General features: G+C 70.7%; 22 protein-coding genes, 1 tRNA gene and 1 pseudogene. 16 read left to right on the forward strand and 8 right to left on the reverse strand.

Annotated elements, in window-relative coordinates:
* The first annotated feature begins 35 nt into the window (after positions 1–35).
* Both GKE56_RS15825 and GKE56_RS15830 read left to right on the forward strand, forming a co-directional pair.
* The gene (locus tag GKE56_RS15825) at positions 36–440 is read left to right on the forward strand and encodes a N,N-dimethylformamidase beta subunit family domain-containing protein (protein WP_154685362.1); all 405 of its coding nucleotides are present in this window, start codon (positions 36–38) and stop codon (positions 438–440) included.
* Positions 441–534: 94 nt separating this feature from the next.
* Positions 535–1302: an SDR family NAD(P)-dependent oxidoreductase gene (locus tag GKE56_RS15830; RefSeq protein WP_154685363.1), complete on the forward strand. Its 768-nt coding sequence runs from the start codon at positions 535–537 to the stop codon at positions 1300–1302.
* A gap of 1 nt (position 1303) precedes the next feature.
* Here the strand turns inward: GKE56_RS15830 and GKE56_RS15835 are convergent, their stop codons facing one another.
* The 3 genes from GKE56_RS15835 to GKE56_RS15845 all read right to left on the reverse strand — a co-directional run bounded on the left by GKE56_RS15835 (position 1304) and on the right by GKE56_RS15845 (position 5829).
* Positions 1304–2296, reverse strand: coding sequence for a sensor histidine kinase (locus GKE56_RS15835; RefSeq protein ID WP_195908181.1), 993 nt, complete (start codon positions 2294–2296; stop codon positions 1304–1306).
* Positions 2297–2432: 136 nt separating this feature from the next.
* Complete coding sequence (locus GKE56_RS15840; RefSeq protein WP_195908182.1) at positions 2433–4202, reverse strand: GAF domain-containing SpoIIE family protein phosphatase; 1770 nt, start codon at positions 4200–4202, stop codon at positions 2433–2435.
* 70 nt (positions 4203–4272) lie between these two features.
* Entirely contained in the window at positions 4273–5829 is a 1557-nt protein-coding gene (locus GKE56_RS15845; RefSeq protein WP_154685366.1) for a dolichyl-phosphate-mannose--protein mannosyltransferase, read from the reverse strand.
* A gap of 40 nt (positions 5830–5869) precedes the next feature.
* Here GKE56_RS15845 and rsmI point away from each other — a divergent pair, with 40 nt between their 5' ends.
* Entirely contained in the window at positions 5870–6733 is an 864-nt protein-coding gene (gene rsmI / locus GKE56_RS15850) for a 16S rRNA (cytidine(1402)-2'-O)-methyltransferase (protein ID WP_154685367.1), read from the forward strand.
* Here the strand turns inward: rsmI and GKE56_RS15855 are convergent.
* Together GKE56_RS15855 and GKE56_RS15860 are read right to left on the reverse strand one after the other, a co-directional pair.
* Positions 6705–7481, reverse strand: a complete 777-nt coding sequence (locus GKE56_RS15855) for a CPBP family intramembrane glutamic endopeptidase (RefSeq protein WP_154685368.1) — start codon at positions 7479–7481, stop codon at positions 6705–6707. The genes rsmI and GKE56_RS15855 overlap by 29 nt on opposite strands.
* Positions 7478–8077 carry a DUF4126 domain-containing protein gene (locus tag GKE56_RS15860; protein ID WP_154685369.1) on the reverse strand — a complete coding sequence of 200 codons (600 nt, stop codon included), beginning with the start codon at positions 8075–8077 and terminating at the stop codon, positions 7478–7480. The genes GKE56_RS15855 and GKE56_RS15860 overlap by 4 nt, the downstream gene beginning before the upstream one ends.
* Positions 8078–8247: 170 nt before the next feature.
* On the opposite strand from GKE56_RS15860, the gene metG reads away from it, so the two are divergent.
* The 7 genes and pseudogenes from metG to GKE56_RS15890 all read left to right on the forward strand — a co-directional run bounded on the left by metG (position 8248) and on the right by GKE56_RS15890 (position 16122).
* Positions 8248–10074, forward strand: a complete 1827-nt coding sequence (metG, locus tag GKE56_RS15865) for a methionine--tRNA ligase (protein ID WP_154685370.1) — start codon at positions 8248–8250, stop codon at positions 10072–10074.
* Positions 10061–10921, forward strand: coding sequence for a TatD family hydrolase (locus GKE56_RS15870; protein ID WP_154685371.1), 861 nt, complete (start codon positions 10061–10063; stop codon positions 10919–10921). Before metG ends, GKE56_RS15870 begins: the two co-directional genes overlap by 14 nt.
* A gap of 248 nt (positions 10922–11169) precedes the next feature.
* A complete protein-coding gene (locus tag GKE56_RS15875) occupies positions 11170–12327 on the forward strand; it encodes a resuscitation-promoting factor (RefSeq protein WP_154685372.1) in 1158 nt (385 codons plus the stop codon).
* Between the two features lie 95 nt (positions 12328–12422).
* The gene (gene rsmA, locus GKE56_RS15880; RefSeq protein ID WP_154685373.1) at positions 12423–13292 is read left to right on the forward strand and encodes a 16S rRNA (adenine(1518)-N(6)/adenine(1519)-N(6))-dimethyltransferase RsmA; all 870 of its coding nucleotides are present in this window, start codon (positions 12423–12425) and stop codon (positions 13290–13292) included.
* A 204-nt stretch (positions 13293–13496) separates the two neighbouring features.
* Positions 13497–13727 (forward strand): annotated as a pseudogene (locus GKE56_RS18420) (hypothetical protein); the annotation flags it as partial.
* A gap of 135 nt (positions 13728–13862) precedes the next feature.
* Positions 13863–14264: a hypothetical protein gene (locus GKE56_RS18425; protein ID WP_370518499.1), complete on the forward strand. Its 402-nt coding sequence runs from the start codon at positions 13863–13865 to the stop codon at positions 14262–14264.
* A gap of 7 nt (positions 14265–14271) precedes the next feature.
* Positions 14272–16122: an ABC-F family ATP-binding cassette domain-containing protein gene (locus tag GKE56_RS15890; protein ID WP_154685374.1), complete on the forward strand. Its 1851-nt coding sequence runs from the start codon at positions 14272–14274 to the stop codon at positions 16120–16122.
* Here GKE56_RS15890 and GKE56_RS15895 read toward each other — a convergent pair.
* Positions 16119–16664 carry a MarR family winged helix-turn-helix transcriptional regulator gene (locus GKE56_RS15895; protein ID WP_154685375.1) on the reverse strand — a complete coding sequence of 182 codons (546 nt, stop codon included), beginning with the start codon at positions 16662–16664 and terminating at the stop codon, positions 16119–16121. The two genes, GKE56_RS15890 and GKE56_RS15895, sit on opposite strands and share 4 nt — an antisense overlap.
* 53 nt (positions 16665–16717) lie before the next feature.
* On the opposite strand from GKE56_RS15895, the gene GKE56_RS15900 reads away from it, so the two are divergent.
* Positions 16718–17542: a methyltransferase domain-containing protein gene (locus tag GKE56_RS15900; protein ID WP_154685376.1), complete on the forward strand. Its 825-nt coding sequence runs from the start codon at positions 16718–16720 to the stop codon at positions 17540–17542.
* Here the strand turns inward: GKE56_RS15900 and GKE56_RS15905 are convergent.
* Both GKE56_RS15905 and GKE56_RS15910 read right to left on the reverse strand, forming a co-directional pair.
* Complete coding sequence (locus GKE56_RS15905) at positions 17526–18125, reverse strand: TetR/AcrR family transcriptional regulator (RefSeq protein ID WP_230209347.1); 600 nt, start codon at positions 18123–18125, stop codon at positions 17526–17528. The genes GKE56_RS15900 and GKE56_RS15905 overlap by 17 nt on opposite strands.
* Positions 18126–18256: 131 nt before the next feature.
* Positions 18257–19222: a fatty acid desaturase gene (locus GKE56_RS15910; RefSeq protein ID WP_154685378.1), complete on the reverse strand. Its 966-nt coding sequence runs from the start codon at positions 19220–19222 to the stop codon at positions 18257–18259.
* 160 nt (positions 19223–19382) lie between these two features.
* Between GKE56_RS15910 and GKE56_RS15915 the strand changes: the two genes are divergently transcribed.
* From GKE56_RS15915 to GKE56_RS15930, 5 genes are all read left to right on the forward strand, one after another.
* Positions 19383–19461 (forward strand) — tRNA-Gln (locus GKE56_RS15915).
* A 157-nt stretch (positions 19462–19618) separates the two neighbouring features.
* Positions 19619–20632 (forward strand): LCP family protein, encoded by a 1014-nt coding sequence (locus tag GKE56_RS17685; protein ID WP_230209028.1) that lies wholly within the window; start codon positions 19619–19621, stop codon positions 20630–20632.
* Between the two features lie 4 nt (positions 20633–20636).
* Positions 20637–21167, forward strand: a complete 531-nt coding sequence (locus GKE56_RS17690; RefSeq protein ID WP_230209029.1) for a LytR C-terminal domain-containing protein — start codon at positions 20637–20639, stop codon at positions 21165–21167.
* Positions 21168–21356: 189 nt separating this feature from the next.
* Positions 21357–22796: a bifunctional UDP-N-acetylglucosamine diphosphorylase/glucosamine-1-phosphate N-acetyltransferase GlmU gene (glmU, locus tag GKE56_RS15925; RefSeq protein ID WP_230209348.1), complete on the forward strand. Its 1440-nt coding sequence runs from the start codon at positions 21357–21359 to the stop codon at positions 22794–22796.
* 14 nt (positions 22797–22810) lie between these two features.
* The gene (locus GKE56_RS15930; RefSeq protein ID WP_154685845.1) at positions 22811–23773 is read left to right on the forward strand and encodes a ribose-phosphate diphosphokinase; all 963 of its coding nucleotides are present in this window, start codon (positions 22811–22813) and stop codon (positions 23771–23773) included.
* Positions 23774–23880 lie beyond the last annotated feature (107 nt).

Consider the following 23880-nt stretch of genomic DNA (forward strand, 5'->3'; position numbering starts at 1 on the left):
TGCGGACCTCGTGATCACCGACCCGTCGAGCTGGCTTGTTCGCGCACACTCCGGCACGGCGGGGCCTGCGGCTGCCGCACCTGGTCGGGCCCGAGTACGACCGGGTCAACCCCATCGTCCCGACGCCCGCCACCATCGAAGTCCTGACGCACTCGCCGGTGACGTGCCGCGGCGTGCACAGCTTCGCCGACAGTGCCTACTACACCGTCAGGAGTGGAGCAGGCGTGTTCGCCGCAGGAAGCAACTGGTTCACGCACGGGCTGCCCGAGGCCGGGGCAGGCGGAGTGACCGCGCAGGTGGTCGGGGGCGAGCTGACCAACCTGCTCAGCGCCTTCGCGGCCGGCCCCGCTGGCCGCACGCATCCCTCGCGACCGAACCTCGCCCTGCTGCACGAGTATGCCGGCGACCCGGTCGCCGCCGCGCAGCGTTGGACCCGTTGACGCCGACCACAGGGCCCACCACACCGCCACAGCGGCCCACCACCGGGCCACCACAGGGCCCACCAGAGGGCCCACCACACCAAGGAGCAGTGCCATGGGAGTTCTCGACAGTTTCGCGCTCACCGGCAAGGTCGCCGTCGTCACCGGCGGCAACCGTGGCCTCGGCAGGGCGTTCGCCCATGCGCTGGGTGAGGCGGGTGCGGCCGTCGCGGTGCTGGCTCGCGACCGCGACGTGAGCGCGCAGGTCCTCACCGAGCTGCAGGCCAAGGGGATCGTCGCCAGGTCCTACCAGGGCGACGTCGCGAGCCGGGCGAGCGTGCACGCCGCGGCCGAAGACATCTGGTCGGACTTCGGCGCCGTGGACGTACTCGTCAACAACGCCGGCACGTGCATCCACCGTGCGGCGCTCGAGGTCACCCAGGAGGAGTGGTCCAGCGTGCTGGACGTCAACCTCACCGGGGTCTGGAACGGCTGCCAGGTCTTTGGCGGGCGCATGGTCGAGGCGGGGGGTGGCGTCATCGTGAACATCGGGTCGATGTCGGGCGACATCGTCAACCGGCCGCAGTGGCAGCCCGCGTACAACGCGTCCAAGGCGGCGGTGCACCACCTGACCCGGTCGCTGGCAGCGGAGTGGGCTCCGCTCGGGGTGCGGGTCAACGCGGTGGCGCCCGGCTACGTCCGGACCGAGATGACTCCCATCGACCGTCCCGAGTTCCGCAGTCGCTGGATCGACGACACGCCCCAGCAGCGGGCCGCCACCCCGGACGAGATCGCCCCGGCGGTCGTCTTCCTGGCTAGCCCCGCCTCGGCATACATGACCGGTTCGGTGCTCACGATCGACGGGGGCTACACCGTGTTCTGAGCTACGGCGTGTTCTGGGCTACGGCGACGTTCTGAGCTGCGCCGACCGCAAGGTGTGGCCGCGGGAAGCCAGCGCCGGGGACACCACGAACTCCGCCCAGACGACCTTGCCGTTCTCCAGGGTGTCGCAACCCCAGCGATCGGCGACGGCTTCGACGATCGTCAGCCCTCGTCCGCTCGGGTCCTGGCTGTCGGCGGTGTGGGCGCGAGGGGGAGCCCACCCTCGCGTCCTTGACGGCGACGATGACGACCTCGGGGGAGCGGTGCAGGAACACGCGGAACGGAGACCGCGCATGGGTGACGGCATTGGTCGCCATCTCGGAGATGGCCAGTGCCGCGTCGTACACGATCAGGTCCTCGCCCCACTCCTCGAGCGCCTGGGTGACGAGCCGCCGCACGGCACCAACAGCCTCCGGCACCGGGACGAAGACCTCCGTGCGCTGCCAGCCCGCCGCGCCGGAGTCACGGCGCGGCGCCGAGTCGTACCGGGTCGGCGGGAGCAGCCGCGAGTGCAGGTCGCAGACCTGGCTGACCTCGCTCAGACCAGCCTCGTTCAGCGCACTGGTCGGATAGGCGCAGAGCAGGGAGAACTCGTGATGGTCGGCAAGGCTGTTCCACAGGGATTCCAGCTCGAGGGCCGCTGTGACCTGGTGGTCAGCCCACAACAGCGCGACCATCTCGCCGAAGACGCGTACCTGGCCGCCGTCCTTCGCGGCGTCGGTGATCAGGCCGCCGACGCTCGCGGCGAACTTCTCGGGATGGGGCGCTCCGTGGACCATGAACGCCGCGAGGGTCTCGGCGGCGTCGACGCTGAGGTACCGACCGGCGAGCTTGGCACGACCCGGGTCGGCGCCCAGCCTCAGCAGCGCCTCGTCGACCGCCGCGCGGTGGTCGGCCGTGGCCACCACGACGACTCCCTCGTCGCGCAGGAGCCCTTCGAGGAGGAACGACACGATGCCGTCGACGGCCTCGAGGTCGTCATCGTAAAAAGTCACCGCGTGTGCGTGCGTCGACGCCAGCGGAGGGCTTGCCTGCACCTCATTGACGATAGGCCGATGATTGTCCGAACGGGGGCTTTTGCTCCGACTGCTCTCGGGACGGCGGAGAGCCGACACGAGGAGCGAGCGTCGCTCAGCGCACCTGTCGGCGAATCGCCAGCGCAGCGACATCGTCGTCGCGGGTCAGGTCCCTGACCTGCGAGACCACGGTGTGGAGCCCCTTGTCGAGGTCCGGAGCGGCCAACGCTGCGAGGGCGCCGAGCAGCCGTGCCTGGCCGCGGTCGATGTCCTCGGTACGCCGCTCGATGAGGCCGTCGGTGAACACGAGGACGGTGTCCCCCGGGTGAAAGGGTGCAGCGTGGGGGAGCCGCTCCTGGCGCATGATGCCCAAGGGGGTGCCGTCGGCGTCCGGAAGCTGGGCGTGGCCCCCATTCGCCCGCAGAATGACCGGCGCGGGGTGGCCTGCGTTGGCGACGAGGAGCTCGTCGCGGTCGAGGTCGACCAGCAGGTAGACCAGCGTGACCAGCTGGTCGCCCCCCTGCTGCAGGAGCATGCGGTCCAGGCGCTCGAGCACCACCTCGGGGGTGGGGTCGAGCGCGATGTACGCCAGCGCCGCTGACCGCATCTGTGCCATCGCCGCCGCCGCGGCAACGCCCCGGCCCATGACGTCGCCGACGAACAGCGCGAGCCGACCGTCGTCGAGCACCACGACGTCGTAGAAGTCGCCGCCCACGTCCGTGCGACCCGACGGGCTGTAGAAGGCGGCGATGTCGCAGCCGGGCACCGTCGGCATCGAGTCCGGCAGCACGGCGTGCTGGAGGCGCACCGCTGCCGCGAGCGTCTCGCTGTGCAGCTCGGAGTTGTCGATGGCGATCGCGGCGCGTTTGCCCAGGTCCTCCGCGAAGGCCAGGTCGTCGGTGGTGTAGACGCGTCCCGACTCCGCCGTCACCCAGGTGATGACGCCCAGCACGCGTTCGCGGGCGATGAGCGGCACGGTGATGGCGCCACGCAGGTTGAGCTCGCGCGCGATCCGAAGGTGCTCGGCATCGCGGGCGCCGGCCACCAGCATCTCCTCGGTGACCTCCAGCATCTCGCTCTCACCGGTCTTGAGGACGTGCCACGGGCCGTTCTTGGCGTCGCGGTCGGCGGGGTAGCGCTCGGCCAGCTCGCGGGCGAGCTCGACCTTGTCGGGGTCGACGTGGGCCACCGCCAGGCGGTGCAGGTCGCCATCCCGGACGAGGTCGATCGCGCACCAGTCCGCGAAGGTGGGCACGGCCAAGCGGGCGACCTTGGCGAGGGTGGCCTCGTAGTCGAGGCTGCTGCTGAGCTCGCCCGAGGCCTCCGCGAGGAAGGTCAGCTTGGCCTGGCGCTCGGCCGCGTCGTTCTCGGCGTTGATGCGCACCAGCGCCTGAGCGCAGGTGTCGGCCAGGATCTCGAAGAAGTCGAGCTCTGCGGCGTCCAGGACCCTGGGTCCGGGAAACGACAGCCCGATCGCCCCGATCGTTCCGGTCGGCACATGGAGAGGCAGACACACGATCGAGCGCTCTCCGCGGTCCACATTCGGGATCTCCGGGTAGCGCGCGAGGATCTCGGCCCGGTCGCTGAGCATGAGCCGGCGCCCGGACCGGATGACGTCGGTCGTCGGCGTGCGCAGCGACATCGGATAGCTCCCGAAGAGCTCTTCCTCGCCGTCGAGGCCACCCCTGAGCCCCATGAGGGCGACCCGGTCGTCGCCCTGGCGCAGCGACATCGAGGCGATCGTCGCGCCAACGGCATCGGCACTCTGCTGAACGACGATCTTGACGACGGTGGCGACGTCCTCGGCCCGCACGAGCGAGGCCGTCACGCGGGCAAGCCGGGTGAGCCGGTTGCCCAGCGGCTCGTCCCCTGCCTGCTCCGTCACGTGGTCATGATGGCAGTGCGAGGCGCTGGCCTGCACCTATTCCCGAAATGGTGGCCAACCGGGGATGGGACTAGATCCAGCTGGGGAACCACATCCGAGCCGACCACTGCGACTGCGGGATCACCTGAGCGGTGTAGATCGGCCAGAAGAACGCGAAGAGGGCCAGCGTGAGCAGGCAGTAGGCGCCGACGGCATACAGGCCGATCTCGCGCCGCCGCCGCGAGGCGGTCGCGGGGCCGAGCGCCAGACCCAGCACGAACACCACCGCGAAGATCACCCAGGGCTCGAACGCCACGGTGTAGAAGGAGTAGATCGTGCGCTCCTCGAGCGCGAACCACGGAAGGTAGCCACCCGCGAGGCCCGCCAGGATCGCTCCGGCTCGCCAGTCGCGGCGCAACAGCCACCAGTAGGCGAGGACGACGATCGCCGCCGCGCCCAGCCACCAGATCGACACGGTGCCGATCGAGGTGATCGCCTTGGAGCACTGCGCCACGGTGCACCCGTCGGCGCCGGCCTTGGGCCCCTCGTAGAAGAAGGACGTAGGGCGGCCCTGGATGATCCAGGACCAGGGGTTGGTCTTGTACGGGTGGTTGTCGTGGAGGTTGACGTGAAAGCGGTAGATCTCGACGTGGTACTGCCACAGGGACCGCAGTGCATCGGGGATCCACGCGGTGGACGCCGAGCGGTGGGTGGCTCCCCACTGGCGGTCGTACCCGGCGCTGGAGACGAACCAGCCCGTCCACGAGCCGAGGTAGGTGACCAGGGCGGTGCCGCACATCACGAGCGCGGCCCACAACCCGTCACGCAGGACCGCGCCCCAGAACCAGTGCCGCACGCCGGCCGCCCGACGGGCCCCCACGTCCCACAGCACGGTCATCAGGCCGAACGCCACGAGGAAGAACAGGCCGGACCACTTCGTGCCCGTGCACAGTCCGAGGCAGACGCCGGCCACCCAGCGCCAGGGACGCGCGCCCAGGCTGGGGCCGGTGCCGCGGGCGAGCTCGCGCGGCGACATCGCCGCCACCCGCTCGGCCAGCAATGCCCGCGACCGGTCGCGGTCGATCAGCAGCGCGCAGAACGCGGCGAGCGCCCAGAACATCACGATGAGGTCGAGCAGGCCGGTGCGGGACTGGACGAAGTGGTGACCTTCGAACGCCACGAGGAACGCGGCCAGCGTGCCCAGCAGCGACGACCCGAACATCCGGCGGGCAGCGCGCCCGATCATGAGGATCGAGAGCGTGCCGAGCGCGCAGACCGAGAACCGCCACCCGAACGAGGACGTCTGGCCGAAGAGGTGTTCGCCGATGGCGATGATCCACTTGCCCACCGGGGGGTGCACGACGAGGTCGCCTTCGCTGCCGAACACGTCGGGCGTGCCGGCGGTGAACAGCTCGTCAGGCTTCTTGAGCGAGTCGGGCACCCGCATCTCGACGCCGTAGTCCAGCATCGAGACGCCCTGCTTGACGTAGTACGTCTCGTCGAAGACGAGCTGGTGCGGCCGTCCGAGGGCCCAGAACCGCATCAACCCGCCCACTGCGGCGAAGAAGAGAGGGCCCAACCACCCCCACAGCGTGTCTGTTGGCCGGAACCCGAGCAGGCGGGAGCGCAGCTGCTCGGCGCGAGTCATGCGCGACATCGTATGCAACCGAGCCTGACAGGATGACACCGTGACCCCACCTGCCGGCGTGCTCGTCCTCGCGGCCACCCCGATCGGCGACCCTCGCGACGCCGCGCCGCGGCTCGCCCACGAGCTCGCGACCGCTGACGTGGTCGCGGCCGAGGACACCCGTCGCCTGCGCCGGCTCTGCGCGGACCTCGGCGTGACCCCTTCCGGCGCCGTCGTGAGCTACCACGAGCACAACGAGGCCGCGCGCACCCCCGAGCTGGTCGAGCGCCTGACGGCCGGCGATCGCGTCCTCGTCGTCACCGATGCCGGTATGCCGTCGGTGTCCGACCCGGGGTACCGCCTCGTCGACGCGGCGGTCGCGGCGGGCGTCCGGGTGACCTGCGTGCCCGGCCCGAGCGCTGTACTCATGGCGCTCGCCGTGTCGGGGCTGCCCGTCGACCGCTTCTGTTTCGAGGGCTTCCTGCCGCGCAAGCCGGGAGAGCGCGCCCGCGTGCTGGCCGGCCTCGCGGACGAGCGGCGCACGATGGTGTTCTTCGAGGCACCTCACCGCATCGACCTGAGCCTGGCCGCGATGGCCGAGGCGTTCGGCGCTGACCGCCCCGCCGCTGTATGCCGCGAGCTCACCAAGACCTACGAGGAGGTGCGGCGCGGCGGGGTGGCCGAGCTGGCGGCATGGGCCGCCGAGGGGGTGCGCGGTGAGATCACCGTGGTCGTCGGGGGAGCCCGTGCCCAGGTGGTCAGCCTCGAGGATGCCGTGCCGCTGGTCCGGGAACGCGTCGCCGCCGGGGAGCGGCTCAAGGACGTGTGCGCCGACCTGGCGGCCAGCACCGGGTTGTCGAAGACGGCGCTCTACAACGCGGCACTTCCGCCGCGGCTCACCGCAGCCAGGACACGTGACCCTTGAGCAGGGCGTAGCCGACGAAGGCGACCACGTCGAGCACCGTGTGCGCGACGACCAGCGGCCCGACCCGCCGGGTCCGGGTGTAGACCCAGCCGAACAGCAAGCCCATCACGAGGTTGCCGACGAAGCCGCCGAAGCCCTGGTACAGGTGGTATGAGCCGCGGATCATGGCCGAGACGACCACGACGGCAAGGACAGACCAACCGGCTCGACGCCAGCGGGTGAACAGGTAGCCGACCATGACGACCTCCTCGAGCACCGCGTTCTGCGCGGCGGAGAGGACGAGCACCGGCACCGTCCACCAGGTGTCTGAGAGGTTCGCCGCCGCGACGGTGGTGTTGAGGCCCAGGCCGCGCGCGGCGGCATACAGCCCCAGGCCGGGCAGGCCCACCGCGGCGGCGAGGGCGAGGCCCCGCCACAGGTCCCTGCCGGGCGCGCGCAGGTCGAAGCCGATGGCGTACCGGGCGTCTGCGCGGTCGCGGGTGAGCAGGTGCAGGGCGAGCGCGACGGGCACCAACGCGATGAGCATGCCCACGAGCTGGTAGGTGAGGTCCAGCCATGGCCGGTCCGGCGTCACGGAGCTGTTCATCGCCGTCGTCTGGCGGTTGAGGGCAACGTGCTGGGTGAGCTTGTTGACCAGCGAGAGCAGCGACCACACCGCCGAGGCGCCCAGGCTCACGCCGAGGACGAGTGCCGTCTCGGTGAGCAGCTGTCGGCGCGTCGGCGGGGCGGGGATGACGGCGGCGCTCACGCGACCGCCGTGCGTCGGTCGCGCCGGCGGCGCCACCGTCGGACGGTCAGCCACAGCCACCCGAGCACCCACGCCAGGGCGACGAGCAGCACGATGACCAGGACCGGCACGAACACGGCCACGAGGCTCAGCCCGATGGACGCGCCGTCCTCGACGGTCGACGCGACGGGAGCCCCGAACCCGAGTGTGCCGGCGTTGATGGCTGGCCGGGCGAGGGTCTTGCCGCCGTGGACCAGGCCCGAGGTCACGATGCCCAGGACCACCCCCACCCAGGGGTTCTGCGTCATCCAGGTGGAGTGGTCGAGGTTTCCGGCAGCCGACGTCGCAGCAAAGATCAGCCCGCCCATGCTGGGGCGGATGAAGGTCTGCACCGCGTCATTGACCGTGTCGACCGCCGGGATCTTGTCGAGCACGACCTCGGCGAGCAGCAGCACCGCCCCGATCCCGATGGCCCACCACGACTCGATCCACGCATACCCCTGGGGCAGGGTCAGGTAGTCGGTGAACCGGGCGATGAGGGCGACGACCAGGAACGGGATGTAGGCGTTCAGGCCCGCAGCCGCAGACAGCCCCATGCCGGTCAGAGCGGCGAACATCGGCCACCTCCAGGGGCACGGCATACCTGTCGGGACATGTCTACAAGACGAAGGGCCGAGGCGCGCGGTTCCGTGGCCGAGCCGTCGTCCGTCGTACGCCGAACCGGAGCCAGCTGGCCACGCTTGCGTGCGGCCGAAAGTGGATTGCCCGCCACCCTTAGGATCCCCTTGTGACCAAAGTCCTCTCCGCCGTCGCCTGGCCGTATGCCAACGGCCCGCGGCATCTCGGCCACGTGGCCGGGTTCGCCGTGCCCTCCGACGTGTTCAGCCGGTACATGCGGATGGCGGGTCACGACGTGCTGATGGTCAGTGGCTCGGACGAGCACGGCACCCCCATCCTCGTGCTGGCCGACAAGGAGGGGGTCACGGCCCGAGAGCTGGTCGACAAGAACCACGCGATCATCGCCGGTGAGCTCGCCGACCTCGGCTGCTCCTACGACCTCTACACGCGCACGACCACGGCCAACCACTACGCCGTCGCGCAGGAGCTGTTCACCCAGGTCTGGAAGAACGGCTACATGGTCGAGCGCACCACCAAGGGCGCCATCTCCCCGTCGACCGGACGCACCCTGCCCGACCGCTACATCGAGGGCACCTGCCCGATCTGCGGCTACCCCGAGGCGCGCGGCGACCAGTGCGACAACTGTGGCAACCAGCTCGAGCCCGAGGACCTCAAGAACCCCCGCTCGAAGATCAACGGCGAGACCCCCGAGTTCATCGAGACCCAGCACTTCTTCCTCGACCTGCCCGCGCTCGCCGAGGCACTGCGTGAGTGGCTCGAGGGCCGCGAGGCGAGCGGCACCTGGCGACCCAACGTCATCAAGTTCTCCCTGAACATCCTCGACGACATCAAGCCGCGGGCGATGACGCGCGACATCGACTGGGGCATCCCCGTGCCGCTCGACGGCTGGCGCGACCAGCCGACCAAGCGCCTCTACGTCTGGTTCGACGCGGTCGTCGGCTACCTGTCGGCATCGGTCGAGTGGGCCCGCCGCCTCGGCGAGCCCGAGCGCTGGCGCGAGTGGTGGAACGACCCCGAGGCGTTGTCGTACTACTTCATGGGCAAGGACAACATCACCTTCCACTCCCAGATCTGGCCGGCCGAGCTGCTCGGGTATGCCGGCAAGGGCAGTCGCGGTGGTGAGCCCGGTGAGTTCGGGGTCCTGAACCTGCCGACCGAGGTCGTGTCGAGCGAGTACCTGACCATGGAGGGCAAGCAGTTCTCGACCTCGCGCGGGTATGTCATCTACATCCGCGACGTGCTCGACCGCTACGGCCCCGACGCGATCCGCTACTACATCTGCGCCGCGGGCCCCGAGAACCAGGACGCCAACTTCACGTGGGCCGAGTTCGTCCAGCGCAACAACTCCGAGCTCGTCGCGGGCTGGGGCAACCTGGTCAACCGCACCGCGTCCATGATCGCGAAGAGCTTCGGCGAGATCCCGCAGCCGGGCGTCCTCGAGCCGGTCGACGAGGCGATCCGCAGCACGGTGCTGGCCGCTTTCGACACCGTTGGCGGGTTGTTGGCCCGTCAGCGCATCAAGGCGGCCGTGGCCGAGGCGATGCGCACCGTCGGCGAGGTCAACAAGTACGTCACCGACACCGAGCCGTTCAAGCTCAAGGGTGAGGAGCAACGCGAGCGGCTGGCGACGGTCCTGCACACACTCGCCCAGTGCGTGAGCGACCTCAACACGATGCTCAGCCCGTTCCTGCCGAGCTCCTCCAACGCCGTGCACGCGACGTTCGGAGGCGACGGGCAGTTCATGCCGATGCCCAGGCTCGAGACCGTCACGGGCCTCGACGCCGACGATGCCGACCGCAGCTACCCGGTGATCCTGGGCGAGTACTCCACCACGCCGCGCTGGGAGTCGCGTCCGGTGCGGGTCGGCGCGACTGTGAACAAGCCCACACCGATCTTCCAGAAGCTCGACCCGACCGTCGTCGACGACGAGCTGGCACGCCTGCGCGACGACCTCGCTGGTGATGGCGAAGGCTGACCCGGGCACGGGCGGTCACGGTCGGGTCCCGACCGCCCCCGACCCGCTCCCCATCGCGGTGGTCGACAACCACACTCACCTCGACATCGCCCGGGACGGCGAACCCGCCGTCGACGTGGCTGCCGCCGTAGCGCAGGCCAAGGCGGTCGGCGTCGACCGGCTGGTCCAGATCGGGTGCGACCTGCCTGGGGCACGGTTCACCGTCGACATGGTCGAGCGTCATCCGGCGATGCTCGGCGGGGTGGCTCTGCACCCGAACGAAGCGCCCCGGCTGGCCGAGACGGGCCAGCTCGACGCGGCATACGCGGAGATCGAGGAACTGGCCGCGCACCCGAGGGTGCGAGTCATCGGTGAGACCGGGCTCGACTACTACCGCACCGGCCCCGATGGTGTTGGGGTGCAACAGGATTCGTTCCGGTGGCACATCGACCTGGCCAAGCGCACCGGCAAGGCGCTGCAGATCCACGACCGCGACGCGCACGAGGACGTGCTGCGCATCCTCGAGGAGGAAGGCGCCCCGGAGAAGACGGTCCTGCACTGCTTCTCCGGCGACGTGGGTATGGCCCGCACGTGCGTCGACCGGGGCTACTACCTGTCGTTCGCCGGGACCGTGACCTTCAAGAACGCCCGGGGCCTGCGCGATGCGCTCTCGGTGACCCCGCTGGAGCGTGTCCTGGTCGAGACCGACGCGCCGTACCTCACCCCGGCGCCGTGGCGCGGAGCGACCAACGCGCCCTACCTCGTGCCGCTCACCGTGCGCTCCATGGCGGGCGTGCTGGGGGTCGCCGTGCCGACCCTCTGCCAAGCCATCAGTGCCAACTCCGAGGCCGTCTACGGCCCCTGGTGACGCGTCCGAGTTGCCCGGATACGCCCTCGGTAATGCCACCGGTGTCATCTTGGGGGAAACTTGGAACGACCGTTACCGAAATTTGACCTTTCGCGAAAGGGTCGTCATGGTGGATGACTGTTGGCCGGGGTCGGACCCTCCCGGGCGACGTGAGCGGGGGCGCTCAGACCGCCAGGACGGCGGCACCTGAACCGCCCCCTTTCCATTGCCGCCGGTTGCCCGGCGGCCTGGACACGACGCCCACACCGATGCCCGGGGAGCACGACCTCTGGAGCACCGTGATCACCCTTCCCGTTCGGCGCATCGCCCAAGGCGCGGTCGTGACGACCCTTGTCGCAGGCGCCCTCGCCGTCTCACAGTTCGACAAGTCCGTCGTCCTCTCCGTTGATGGCAAGGCCTCCACGGTCCACGCCTTCGGTAGCACGGTGGGCGACATCCTCAGCGCGCAGAAGATCTCCGTGCACGAGCACGACGTGGTCGTTCCCGGCCCCGCCAGCCCGGTGACCGACGGCGAGAAGATCGTCGTCCGGTACGGCCGCAAGCTGACCGTCACGATCGACGGGAAGACCCGCGAGTACTGGACGACCGCCACGACGGTCGCCGCCGCCCTGCAGGAGCTGGGCATCCGCGCCGACTCGGCGCGCCTCTCCGCCTCGCGTTCCGAGCCCCTCGGCCGCCAGGGGCTGACCCTGTCCGTCACCACGCCCAAGGACGTCACCGTCCGGGTGGATGGCAAGAACCTCTCCCAGACCTCGACCGGCGCGACCGTGTCCGACGTCCTCACCGAGCTCGGTGTCACCCTCGGCTCCGCCGACCGCGTGAAGCCGGCGCTGACCACCGCCGTCACCGAGGGTCTCAAGATCGCCGTGCAGCGCGTCACGTCGACCCAGGTGAAGGTCACCGAGGCGATTCCCGCCCCCGTGACCACCCAGAAGGACTCGAGCCTGCCCGTCGGCCAGTCCAAGACCCTCAAGGCCGGCTCCGACGGCGCCAAGCTCGTGACCTACAAGATCACCAAGGTCGACGGCAAGGTCGAGACCAAGAGCATCCTCGACAGCCAGGTCACCCAGCAGCCCGTCGGCCGCGTGGTCGCGGTCGGCACCCAGGTTGCCCCGGCCGCTCCGGCCCCGTCTGCCGGGAACACCTCCGGCGCCGGGCTGAACCTCTCGAACGCGGCGATGTGGGACCGCATCGCCCAGTGCGAGTCCGGTGGCAACTGGCACATCAACTCCGGCAACGGCTACTACGGCGGCCTGCAGTTCGACTCCGGCTCCTGGCTGGCCAACGGCGGCGCCGACTTCGCACCGCGCGCCGACCTGGCCTCTCGGGAGCAGCAGATCACGGTGGCGAACCGCTACTACGCCAAGGCCGGACTCGGCCCCTGGGGTTGTGCGCACGCGGCCTGACCTCAGCGCCGACCTCGGCACTGCCTGACGCACCCCTACAGTGCCCCGGACCCGTGTGGTCCGGGGCACTGTCGCCTTCCCCTAGAGTCGGCGGCATGGTCGAGCAGGTGGCGAGTGGGTACCTCGGGGCCGCGCAGATCCGCGAGATCGCCGCGGGGCTCGGGATGCGGCCGACCAAGCAGTGGGGCCAGAACTTCGTCGTCGACGCCAACACCGTCAAGCGCATCGTCCGGCTCGCCGCGGTGACGCCCGAGGACTCGGTCGTCGAGGTCGGGCCGGGGTTGGGTTCGCTCACGCTCGCGCTCCTGCCCGCCGCGGGACACGTCACCGCCGTCGAGGTGGACCCGACCCTCGCGCAGGCGCTGCCGGGCACCGTGGGTCGCCTGGCCCCGGCATACGCCGAGCGGCTCACGGTGGTGCACGCGGACGCGATGCACCTGCGCGAGCTCCCCGACCCCCAGCCGACGGCGCTCGTCGCCAACCTGCCGTACAACGTCTCGGTGCCCGTCGTGCTCTCGTTCCTCGAGGCGTTCCCCACGCTGGAGCGCGTCCTCGTCATGGTGCAGCTCGAGGTCGCGGAGCGGCTGGCGGCGAGCCCGGGGTCCAAGACCTACGGCGTGCCGAGCGTCAAGACGGCGTGGTATGCCGCGGTGCGGCTGGCTGGCACGGTGCCCCGGAGCGTCTTCTGGCCGGTGCCGAACGTCGACTCGGGGCTGGTGTCCATGCAGCGTCGGCCCGCGCCCGACACCGCAGCGAGCCGAGCCGACACGTTCGCGTGCATCGACGCGGCGTTCGCCCAACGCCGCAAGACCCTGCGGGCCGCGCTCGCGGGGTGGGCCGGATCCGCAGCGCGGGCCGAGGAGTGCCTGCGGACGGCGGGCATCGACCCACGGACCCGCGGCGAGCAGCTCGGGATCACGCAGTTCGCCGCGATCACCGCCGCGCGGACGGCGCTGACCGCGTGAACCGGCGGCTCGCCATCACCCCGTTAGGGTGGCGCACATGACCTCCGCTGCTCCCGTGTCGTCGTCGGTGACGGCCCGGGTGCCTGCCAAGGTCAACCTCGAGCTGCTGGTCGGAGCGCCGCGACCCGACGGCTACCACCCCCTGTCGACGATCTTCCACGCCGTGCGGTTGTACGACGAGGTCACCGTGACGAACGCCCCCGAGTGGGGAGTCACGGTGTCCGGCTCGCAGGCGCTGGGCGTGCCCGTCGATGGCACCAACCTGGCCGCGCGCGCGGCGCGACGCCTGGCCGAGCTCGGCGAGGTCGAGGGGCCTGTGCACATCACGATCCGCAAGGACATCCCCGTCGCCGGCGGCATGGCCGGGGGTCGGCCGATGCCGCCGCGACCCTCGTCGCCTGTGACGCCCTCTGGGGCCTCGGGCTGCCTCGCGCCCGGCTCGACGAGGTGGCGGCCGAGCTCGGCAGCGATGTCCCCTTCCTCCTCGCCGGCGGCACCTCAATGGGGTCCGGGCGCGGTGAGGTCCTGGCACCGGTGCTGGCGCGGGGCACGTACCACTGGGTGTTCGCCGTGAGCGAGAACGGCCTGTCCACCCCCGAGGTGTATGCCGAGTGCGACCGGCTGCGCGTGGGCCGGACCATCCCCGAGCCGTCGCCCAGCCAGGAGATGATGACCGCGCTCCGCTCCGGTGATGCCCGGGCCCTCGGCGCCGCGCTCAACAACGACCTGCAGGCGGCTGCCATCTCGCTCATGCCCGCCCTCGGCGACGTGATCGACGCGGGGCTTGAGTTCGGCGCACTCGGCGGCGTGGTCTCGGGGTCAGGACCGACGGTGGCCTTTCTCGCGGAGGACCACGAGGCCGCCCTGGACCTCGCTGTCTCGCTCACGGCCTCGGGCACGGTCCAGGACGTCCGCCGGGCGACCGGGCCGGCGCACGGCGCGCATGTCCTCACCGCCTCCCGGCCGGCGTGACGGCTTGATGGCGGCCAACCTGATCTCGGTCGAACGCGCCTCGCTGGCCCTCGGCACGGCCCGGGTCCTGGACGAGGTCTCCCTGGGGGTCCTCGGTGGCGACCGGGTCGGCATCGTGGGCCGCAACGGCGGCGGCAAGACGACGCTGCTGCACGTCCTGGCCGGGCTGCGCGAGGTCGACTCCGGCCGGGTGACCCGGACGGGCAGCGCGTCCGTCGGTGTGCTGGCCCAGGAGGACGCCCTCGATCCCGACCACACGGTCCGCGAGGCGGTGCTCGGCGACCTGGCCGAACACGTCTGGGCGGGGGACCCGCGCATCCGCGACGTGCTCACCGGCCTGCTCGGGGGAATCGCCGCAGAGGCCATGGGTGGGCTGGACGCGACCGTCGGCCCACTCTCCGGCGGCGAGCGACGACGGCTGGCCCTCGCGCGCCTGCTCGTCCAGGACCCCACCGTGCTCCTGCTCGACGAGCCCACGAACCACATGGACGTCGAGGGAGTGGCGTGGCTGGCGGAGCACCTGGTGCGCCACCGCGCTCGCCCTGACAACGCCGTGGTCGCGATCACCCACGACCGCTGGTTCCTCGACGCCATCGCCACGACCACCTGGGAGATCGTCGACGGCTCGGTGAGCGCCTTCGAGGGGGGCTACGCGGCATACGTGCTGGCCAAGGCCGAGCGCGAACGGATGGCGTCGGTCACTGCCGAGCGTCGCGACAACCTCCTGCGCAAGGAGCTCGCCTGGCTGCGGCGAGGGGCGCCGGCGCGCACCACCAAGCCGAAGTTCCGCATCGAGGCCGCCAACACCCTCATCGCCGACGAGCCGCCACCGCGCGACGACGTCGAGCTCATGCGTTTCGCCACGACGCGGCTCGGCAAGGACGTCATCGACCTGCTCGACGCGTCGGTGACGCTGGGCGACCGGCTGCTCCTCGACCGGATCACCTGGCACCTCGCGCCGGGCGAGCGCATCGGAATCGTCGGGGTCAACGGTGCGGGCAAGTCGACGCTGCTGCGCGCGATCGCGGGACAGGTGGCGCTCACCTCCGGCAAGCGCAAGCAGGGCGTCACCGTCCGGCTGGCGTACCTCACCCAGGAGGTCCGCGAGCTCGAGCGGTATGCCGACTGGCGCGTCATCGAGGCGATCGAGGACGTGCGCAAGTACATCCAGCTCGGCCGCAAGGAGGTCAGCGCTTCGCAGCTGGCCCAACGGCTCGGCTTCACCGGCGGTCGACAGCAGACCCGCGTGAGCGACCTGTCGGGCGGTGAGCGGCGCAGGCTGCAGCTGACGCGGCTGCTCATGGACGAGCCGAACGTCCTGCTGCTCGACGAGCCGACCAACGACCTCGACATCGAGACGCTGACGTCCCTCGAGGACCTGCTCGACGGATGGGCCGGGACACTGCTCGTCGTGTCGCACGACCGGTACCTGCTCGAGCGCGTCTGCGACACGCAGGTGGCCCTGCTGGGTGACGGCAGGATCCGGCAGCTGCCCGGTGGCGTGGAACAGTATCTCGAACTGCGTCACGCCGCGGATTCCGTTGCCGCGCAAGCACTTACGAACTCGCGCCAGACCGGCACCACCCGGGGCGGCCCAGCGCAGTCCGCCGGTGGTGAGGGGTCGACTGGTACTCCGCCCAACCCGGCCGAGCTGCGCGACGCCCGCAAGGACATGGCGCGCATCGAGAAGCAGCTGGCCCGGCTGGGCGAGCGCGAGGAACGGATCCACGCAGCGATGGCCGAGGCCGCGACCGACCACGCGAAGGTGCTCGAGCTGAACGGCCAGCTGCGCGACATCGTGGATGAGCGTGAGGTGCTCGAGCTCGAGTGGCTGGCGGCGGCCGAGATCGTCGGTTAGGCCGAGGCGGTCTCTGCCGACACGGTCTCGAACGGCGAGAGGAGCCGGCGCAGCAAGCCGGCCAGCTCCTCGCGGTCGCGTGCGGGCAGCTCGGCCAGCAGGTCGCGCTCGCGGTCGAGGAGGTCGGCCATGGCCGCGTCGACGGTCGCCTGGCCGCCCGTGGTCAGGCGGACGATCACCCCACGTCGGTCGCTCGGGCTCGGCCTGCGTTCCACCAAGCCGCGCCGCTCCAGCCGGTCGACCCGGTTGGTCATCGTGCCGCTGGTCACCAGGGTCTGCCGGATCAGCTGGCCGGGGGAGAGCTCGTACGGCGCACCGGCGCGTCGCAGCGCCGAGAGCACGTCGAACTCCCAGCCCTCGAGCTGGTGCCTGGCGAAGGCCTGGACGCGGTCGAGGTCGAGGCGGCGCGCCAACCGCGAGACGCGGGAGAACACGTGCAGGGGCGCCACGTCGAGGTCGGGACGCTCGCGGCGCCAGGCGTCGACGATCTGGTCGACATCGTCGGCCTGCGTCGTCGGCCCGCCCACGCCTTGCGGAGTCATGTCCGGAAGCGTACCTTCCATCAAGTATCTTGATATCAAGATAGGAAGGCCGCATGAGTACGACGTGGGATCCACAGCAGTACGCCCTGTTCTCCGACCATCGGGCGCGCCCGTTAGGTGACCTACTGGGGCGGGTCGGGGCCACCTCTCCGCGGCTCGTCGTCGACCTCGGCTGCGGCAACGGACCGTCGACCCTCAGCGTGGCGCAGCGTTGGCCGCGGGCGCGCGTCGTGGGCGTCGACAACTCGCCCCAGATGCTCGCCGCCGCCCGTGACCTCGACTCGCACGGCCTGGTCGAGTTGGTCGAGGCCGACGTGAGGACCTGGGATGTGTCGACCCTCGGCGCGGCACCGGACGTCATCGTCACCAACGCCACCCTGCAGTGGGTGCCCGGCCACCTGAACCTGCTCACCCGGTGGGCTGCTGCCCTGGCGCCAGACGGCTGGCTGGCCATGCAGGTGCCCGCGAACCTGGACGCCCCGTCGCACGCACTCATGCGAGAGGTTGCGCAGGCACACCCCGCCGCGGACCGGCTGCGCCCGGCCCTGGCCCGGCTGGAGGTGGCGACCCCGGCTGCGTACGTCGAGCTGTTCGGCGCGGCTGGGCTCGAGGTGGACGCGTGGGAGACGACCTACCAGCACGTGCTGGATCCCCTTGCGCGGCAAGACAGCCCGGTGTTGGAGTGGGTGTCCGGCACGGGGCTCCGCCCGGTCCTCGAGGCGCTGCCGGACGCGGGCGAACGAGCGGCGTTCCTGCGCGAGTACGACGCACGGCTCCGCGCGGCATACCCCCGCACCTCGGTCGGCGTGATCTTCCCGTTCCGGCGGGTGTTCGCCGTGGGGCACCGGCCCGTGGCGGGGCCTACCGGTCGCCCGTGAGAGAGGGCTTCTTCTCGAGGCCGGCCAGGCCGTTCCAGGCGAGGTTGACCAGGTGGGCGGCGACATCGGCCTTCTTCATGCGGCGCGAGTCGAGCCACCACTGGCCCGTCAGCGCGACCATGCCGACGAGCATCTGGGCATACAAGGGTGCGGTCTTGGGGTCGAGCTTTCGGCGCTTGAACTCGGCGGCGAGGATGTGTTCGACCTGGCTGGCGACATCCGAGATCAGGCTGGCGAAGGACCCGGTCGACTGGCCGGCGGGGCTGTCGCGCACGAGGATCCGGAAGCCGTCGGTGTTGCTCTCGATGTAGTCGAGGAGAGCCCCCGCGGCGCGCTCAAGGGTCTCGCGGCTGCCGAGCTCGGCACTGAGGGCGCCGGTGATGCCACCGAGGAGGGCCGCGATCTCCCGGTCGACGACCACGGCATACAGCCCCTCCTTGCCCCCGAAGTGTTCGTAGACGACCGGCTTGGACACGCTCGCCTTGGCCGCGATCTCCTCGACGGTGGTGCCCTCAAACCCCTTGTCCGCGAACAGCTTTCGACCCACTTCGATCAGCTGCTCCCGCCGCTGCTTGCCGGTCATCCGGGAGCGCGAGCTCGTGGTGGTCGGCTTGTCCTGGGCTTCGGTCACACGGTCCATCATGCCTCGTGCGCCGTTCGGCGCCGGCCGGGACCGGCCGGGACGGTCGGGACGGTCAGGACGACCAGGACCGGTCAGGCAGCGACGCGGCGGGCGTCGAGGCGCTTGGCCGAGGGCCACCTGACGTCGCGGGCCCAGCCGAGCTTCTCGAAGGCCCAGATCACCCTGGCGCTGGAGTCGACCTGGCCCTTCTCCACGCCGTGGCGTGCGCACGTGGGGTCGGCGTGGTGCAGGTTGTGCCACGACTCGCCCATGGAGAGCACGGCGAGCCACCAGACGTTGCCGGACCGGTCGCGGCTCTTGAATGGCCGCTCGCCCATCGCGTGGCAGATCGAGTTGATCGACCACGTGACGTGGTGGAGCAGGGCCACGCGGACGAGCGAGCCCCAGAAGAACGCGGTCAGGGCGCCCGCCCAGCTCATCGACCAGAGGCCACCGACAACGGGTGGCAGCAGCATGGAGACGGCCACGAGGGTGGGAAACGCCCGGTCGACGCGCTGGAGGTCCTGGTCGGCCATGAGGTCGGGCGCGTACTTGCTGCGCGGGGTCTGCTCGACGTCGAAGAGCCAGCCGGTGTGGGCCCACCAGAGCCCCTTGGCCAGGGCGGGGATGGTCTCGCCGTAGCGCCACGGCGAGTGCGGGTCGCCCTCGCGGTCTGAGAAGGCGTGGTGGCGGCGGTGGTCGGCCACCCAGCGCACGACCGGGCCCTCGATGGCGAGCGAACCCGCGACGGCCAGCGCGATCTTCAGGCCACGCCGGGCCTTGAACGACCCGTGGGTGAAGTGGCGATGGAAGCCCACGGTGATGCCGTGGCCGGCGACGGCATACATGACCAGTGCGATCACGATGTCGTGCCAGCCCAGGCCCCATCCCCACGCCACGGGTGCGGCCGCCAGCAGCGCGAGGAACGGGATGGCGATGAAGAGGGCGAGGGCAACCTGTTCGCCACCGTGCTTGCGCTCCGGGGCGACTGCCTCATCCTGGTCCGCGGTGGGCGGAGCGGACGAGGTGGTGCGGGCGGTAGGGGTCGCGGTCGTCATCGCGGGGGCCTTTCCGTTGAACCGGGCGTCTGGGGCTACGCCATCAACCTACGCAACCGTAACCTACGGATACGTAGGGTGTCATCACCAGCGAGGCGTCCTGGGTCGAGTCTTCGGTTGGCTACCCTTGGCGAGTCCCGGCAGGCGCTGCACGGGGCGTTCCCCGGTTGGTCTGCTGGCAGGGCCCGCCTGACTTTGAATCAGGACAAGCGACGTAGGTTCGATTCCTACCCGGGGAGCAGGGGTGGGCGCGTTCTCAGTGAGCACACAAGGATCGGACCGTACGATCGCCGGGCCCGTATCCCTCCTCGTGGACCACTGCGCCACGGGACCTGACGCAAGGAGCATCCGTTGCCGGGTGAACCCCAAGGGCCCCCTCAGGTGCAGCCCCAGCCCGTGCACGCAACGCCCCGTCGACGCCGCATCCGCCACCCGCTGACCATCGCCGCCCTCACCGCCGTCGTGCTGGTCGTCGCGCTGGTGGGCTACTTCGTGCTCCAGTACGAGGGCCTCATGTCGGGCATCAAGAGGTCCGACGTGGTGGCCGCTGGCGGCAAGTCGGCCCACGGCGACATCAACATCCTCGTCATGGGCCTCGACAGCCGGCTCGACGAGAACGGCAAGCCGCTGCCGAAGCAGCTCTACGCCGCCCTGCACGCCGGCGACCAGGCGAACGGTGGCCTCAACTCGAACGTCCTGATGCTCCTGCACATCCCGGGCAACGGCGGCAAGGCCACGGCGATCTCGATCCCACGCGACGACTACGTGGCGCTGAGTGGCTGCCCTGACGGTGAGTGCATGGGCAAGATCAAGCAGGCCTACGGGCTGGCCTTCGACCAGGCGGCGAACCGCCTCACCCAGCAGGGCGTGACCGGCCTGCGCCGCGAACAGCAGGCTCGCGATGCCGGCCGCAAGGCCGAGATGGACACGGTTCGGCAGTTCCTCGGAGGCGTGCCGATCGACCACTTCGTCGAGGTGACCATGGCGGCCTTCTTCCAGGTCTCCCAGGTCGTCCAGCCGATCACGGTCTGCGTCAAGCAGAACACCCAGGACAGCTACTCCGGCGCGAGGTTCCACGCTGGTCGCCAGCAGATCAGCGCGGAGCAGGCCATCGCCTTCGTGCGTCAGCGTCGTGACACGGTGCACCCGGACCTGAACTTCACCGACCTCGACCGGTCCCGGCGCCAGCAGGCCTTCATCGCCTCGCTTGTTCTACCAGCTCAAGCAGGCGGACACGTTCGCCAACCCGGCCAAGCTGACCGGCATCCTCGACGTGGCCAAGCAGAACACCGCCATCGACAGCCGCCTCGACCTGCTCTCGCTCGCCAGGGATGCCGCGAGCCTGTCGGGCAGCAACCTCCACTTCTTCACGTTGCCGGTGGCCCGGTTCGGCACGGATCCGCGTGGTGAGTCGGTGAACATCGTCGACCTGCCGGTGATCCAGAGCACGGTGCACACCTTGCTCTATGGCGCGGCGACGAGCTCGCCCCGCTCGCCCAAGCCGACCTCCTCGCCCACGACCACGGCACCGGCTCCGCATGCGGTCGTCGAGGCCGTCAACGCCTCGGGTCGCACGGGCGTGGGCCACTCGGTGCTCGCGGCTTTGGCGCGCAAGGGCTACACCCAGGGCCAGGCCTCGACCTACCCCACCCAGCTGGCCACGTCGGTGATCGACTACGCCCCCGGCGAGCAGGCGTCCGCGACCGCACTGTCCAGCCTGCTCGGCGGCCTGCCCACCCGGATCCGGGCGGGCGTCGCCCCGGGCAGCCTGCGCCTGGTGATCGGCACCGACTTCAACCCGCCTGCCGGCGCCGGGTTGCCGACCACCCGCGCCACGGCCGCGCCCCCGGCGAAGGCGGTCTCCGCCGTCGGCGGCGGGCGCAGCGGGCCCCCGCCGAGCGCCCTGACTGACCTGGCCGGCGGCGGCATACCCTGCGTGAAGTGACTCGCTGACCGAGGCTCGCTGTCGCGTGCCGGGCGGCGCACCTCCACGCCCGGGGCACGGAACCGGCAGGTAGCATGACGCCGTCCCGTCGCACCCGACCAGACCGTTGGAGCCTCGCGCGTGAACCCAGCCCCCGGCTCGCCCCGCCCTGCCGCCGTCATCATCCTCGCCGCCGGCGAGGGCACCCGGATGAAGTCCTCGACCCCCAAGGTCCTGCACCGGATCGGCGGGCGGACCCTGCTCGGGCACGCGATCGCAGCGGGTCGGGGCGTGAGTCCCGAGCACCTCGCCGTCGTGGTCCGGCACGGGCGCGACCTCGTGGCCGCCCACGTGGCGGACGTCGACCCGGCGGCCGTGATCGCCGACCAGGACGAGGTCAAGGGCACCGGGCGTGCGACCGAGTGCGCGCTCGAGGCCCTGCCGCGCGGGCTGGACGGCACGATCCTGGTCACCTGCGGCGACATCCCCCTGCTCGACGGTGCGACGCTGCACGGGCTCGTCGCGGAGCACGTCGCGACCCAGAGCGCGGTCACGGTCATCACGGCCCAGCTCGAGGACCCCACCGGCTACGGCCGCATCCTGCGCGGACCCGCGGGCGACGTCGAGGGGATCGTCGAGCAGAAGGACGCCACCGAGGACCAGCGAGCGATCACCGAGATCAACTCGGGGATCTACGCGTTCGACGCCCAGGTGCTCCAGCAGGCCCTCGGCAAGGTCGGCACCGACAACGCCCAGGGCGAGAAGTACCTCACGGACGTCCTCGCCATCGCCCGGGCTGCGGGCGGCCGCGTGAGCGCCCACCTCATCGACGACCTGTGGCAGACCGAGGGGGTCAACGACCGGGTGCAGCTGGCCAGGCTCGGCAAGGAGCTCAACCGCCGGATCACGCAGCGCTGGATGCGCGAGGGCGTCACCATCGTCGACCCCGACACCACGTGGATCGACGCCGACGTGACCATCGGGCGCGACACGACGATCCTCCCGGGCACCCAGCTGCTCGGTGCGACCACGGTGGGGGAGCGCGCCACCATCGGGCCCGACAGCACGCTCACCGACACCGAGGTGGGGGACGGCGCCGAGGTCAAGCGCACCGAGGCGATCCTCGCGGTCATCGGGGCGCAGGCCAGCGTCGGCCCGTTCTCCTACCTGCGGGCCGGCACCGAGCTCGGCGCGCAGGGCAAGATCGGTGGCTTCGTCGAGACCAAGAACGCCAAGATCGGCCCCGGCGCGAAGGTGCCGCACCTCACCTATGCCGGCGACGCCACCATCGGTGAGGGCGCCAACATCGGGGCGGGCACGATCTTCGCCAACTACGACGGCGTCGCGAAGCACCACACCACCGTCGGCCGCCACAGCTTCGTCGGCTCCGACTCCGTGCTCATCGCGCCGGTCACCATCGCCGACGGCGCGTACGTCGGCGCGGGGTCGGCCGTCACCGCGGACGTCGACCCGGGGCAGATCGCCGTGGCGCGCGGGCGTCAGCGCAACATCGACGGCTGGGTCGCCCGGGCGCGACCGGGCACGAAGACCGCCGAGGCGGCCGAGGCGGCGGCGCACGGCGCCGTCGAGGCCGCGACAGCCGCCACGCGGCATACCGATGCATCCACCGAAGGGCAGGGCCCAGCGTGACCGGCATTCTCAAGATGAACGAGAAGAACCTCATGGTCTTCGCGGGGCGCGCCAACCCTGAACTGGCGCGCGAGGTCGCGGCCATGCTGGGGACCGAGCTCGTGCCCACGAGTGCGTACGACTTCGCCAACGGTGAGATCTACGTCCGCTACGAGGAGTCCGTGCGCGGGTCGGACGCCTTCGTGATCCAGAGTCACACGACGCCCATCAACGAGGCGATCATGGAGCAGCTCCTCATGGTCGACGCCCTCAAGCGCGCTTCGGCCAAGCGGATCACGGTCGTCCTGCCGTTCTACGGCTACGCGCGCCAGGACAAGAAGCACCGCGGTCGCGAGCCGATCTCGGCACGGCTCATGGCAGACCTGTTCAAGACGGCTGGGGCCAACCGGCTCATGGCCGTCGACCTGCACACAGCCCAGATCCAGGGCTTCTTCGACGGGCCGGTCGACCACCTCATGGCGCTGCCGATCCTGTCGGAGTACGTGCGCAAGAAGTACGGCCATGAGCAGCTCGCGGTCGTGTCCCCGGACGCGGGACGGATCAAGGTGGCCGAGCAGTGGTCCGAGCGGCTCGGCGGGGCGCCGCTGGCCTTCATCCACAAGACCCGTGACATCAACCGGCCGAACGAGACGGTGGCCAACCGGGTGGTCGGCGAGGTGCAGGGTCGCATCTGCGTGCTGGTCGACGACATGATCGACACCGGTGGCACCATCACCAAGGCCGCCGACGCGCTGATGGCCGAGGGCGCGGCGGGGGTGGTCATCGCGGCCACCCACGCGATCCTGTCCGGGCCGGCGATCGACCGGCTCAAGGCGTGCACGGCCTCCGAGGTCATCGTGACCAACACGCTGCCGATCGATGCGGCGCACGAGTTCGACAAGCTGACGACCCTGTCGATCGCGCCGTTGATCAGCAGGGCGATCCAGGAGGTGTTCGAGGACGGCTCGGTGACGAGCCTCTTCGACGGTCACGCCTGAGCGGGTCTCCCCGGCGCTCAGCAGAGGTTGCTGCCGCTGGCGTACGTTGCACCATCCTCGTGCCGCAGCAACCTCTGCAAGCAGAGGTTGCTGCGGAGGCGGGATCG

Origin of the sequence: Nostocoides sp. HKS02, assembly GCF_009707485.1 — a bacterium.
Taxonomy (GTDB): Bacteria; Actinomycetota; Actinomycetes; order Actinomycetales; family Dermatophilaceae; genus Pedococcus.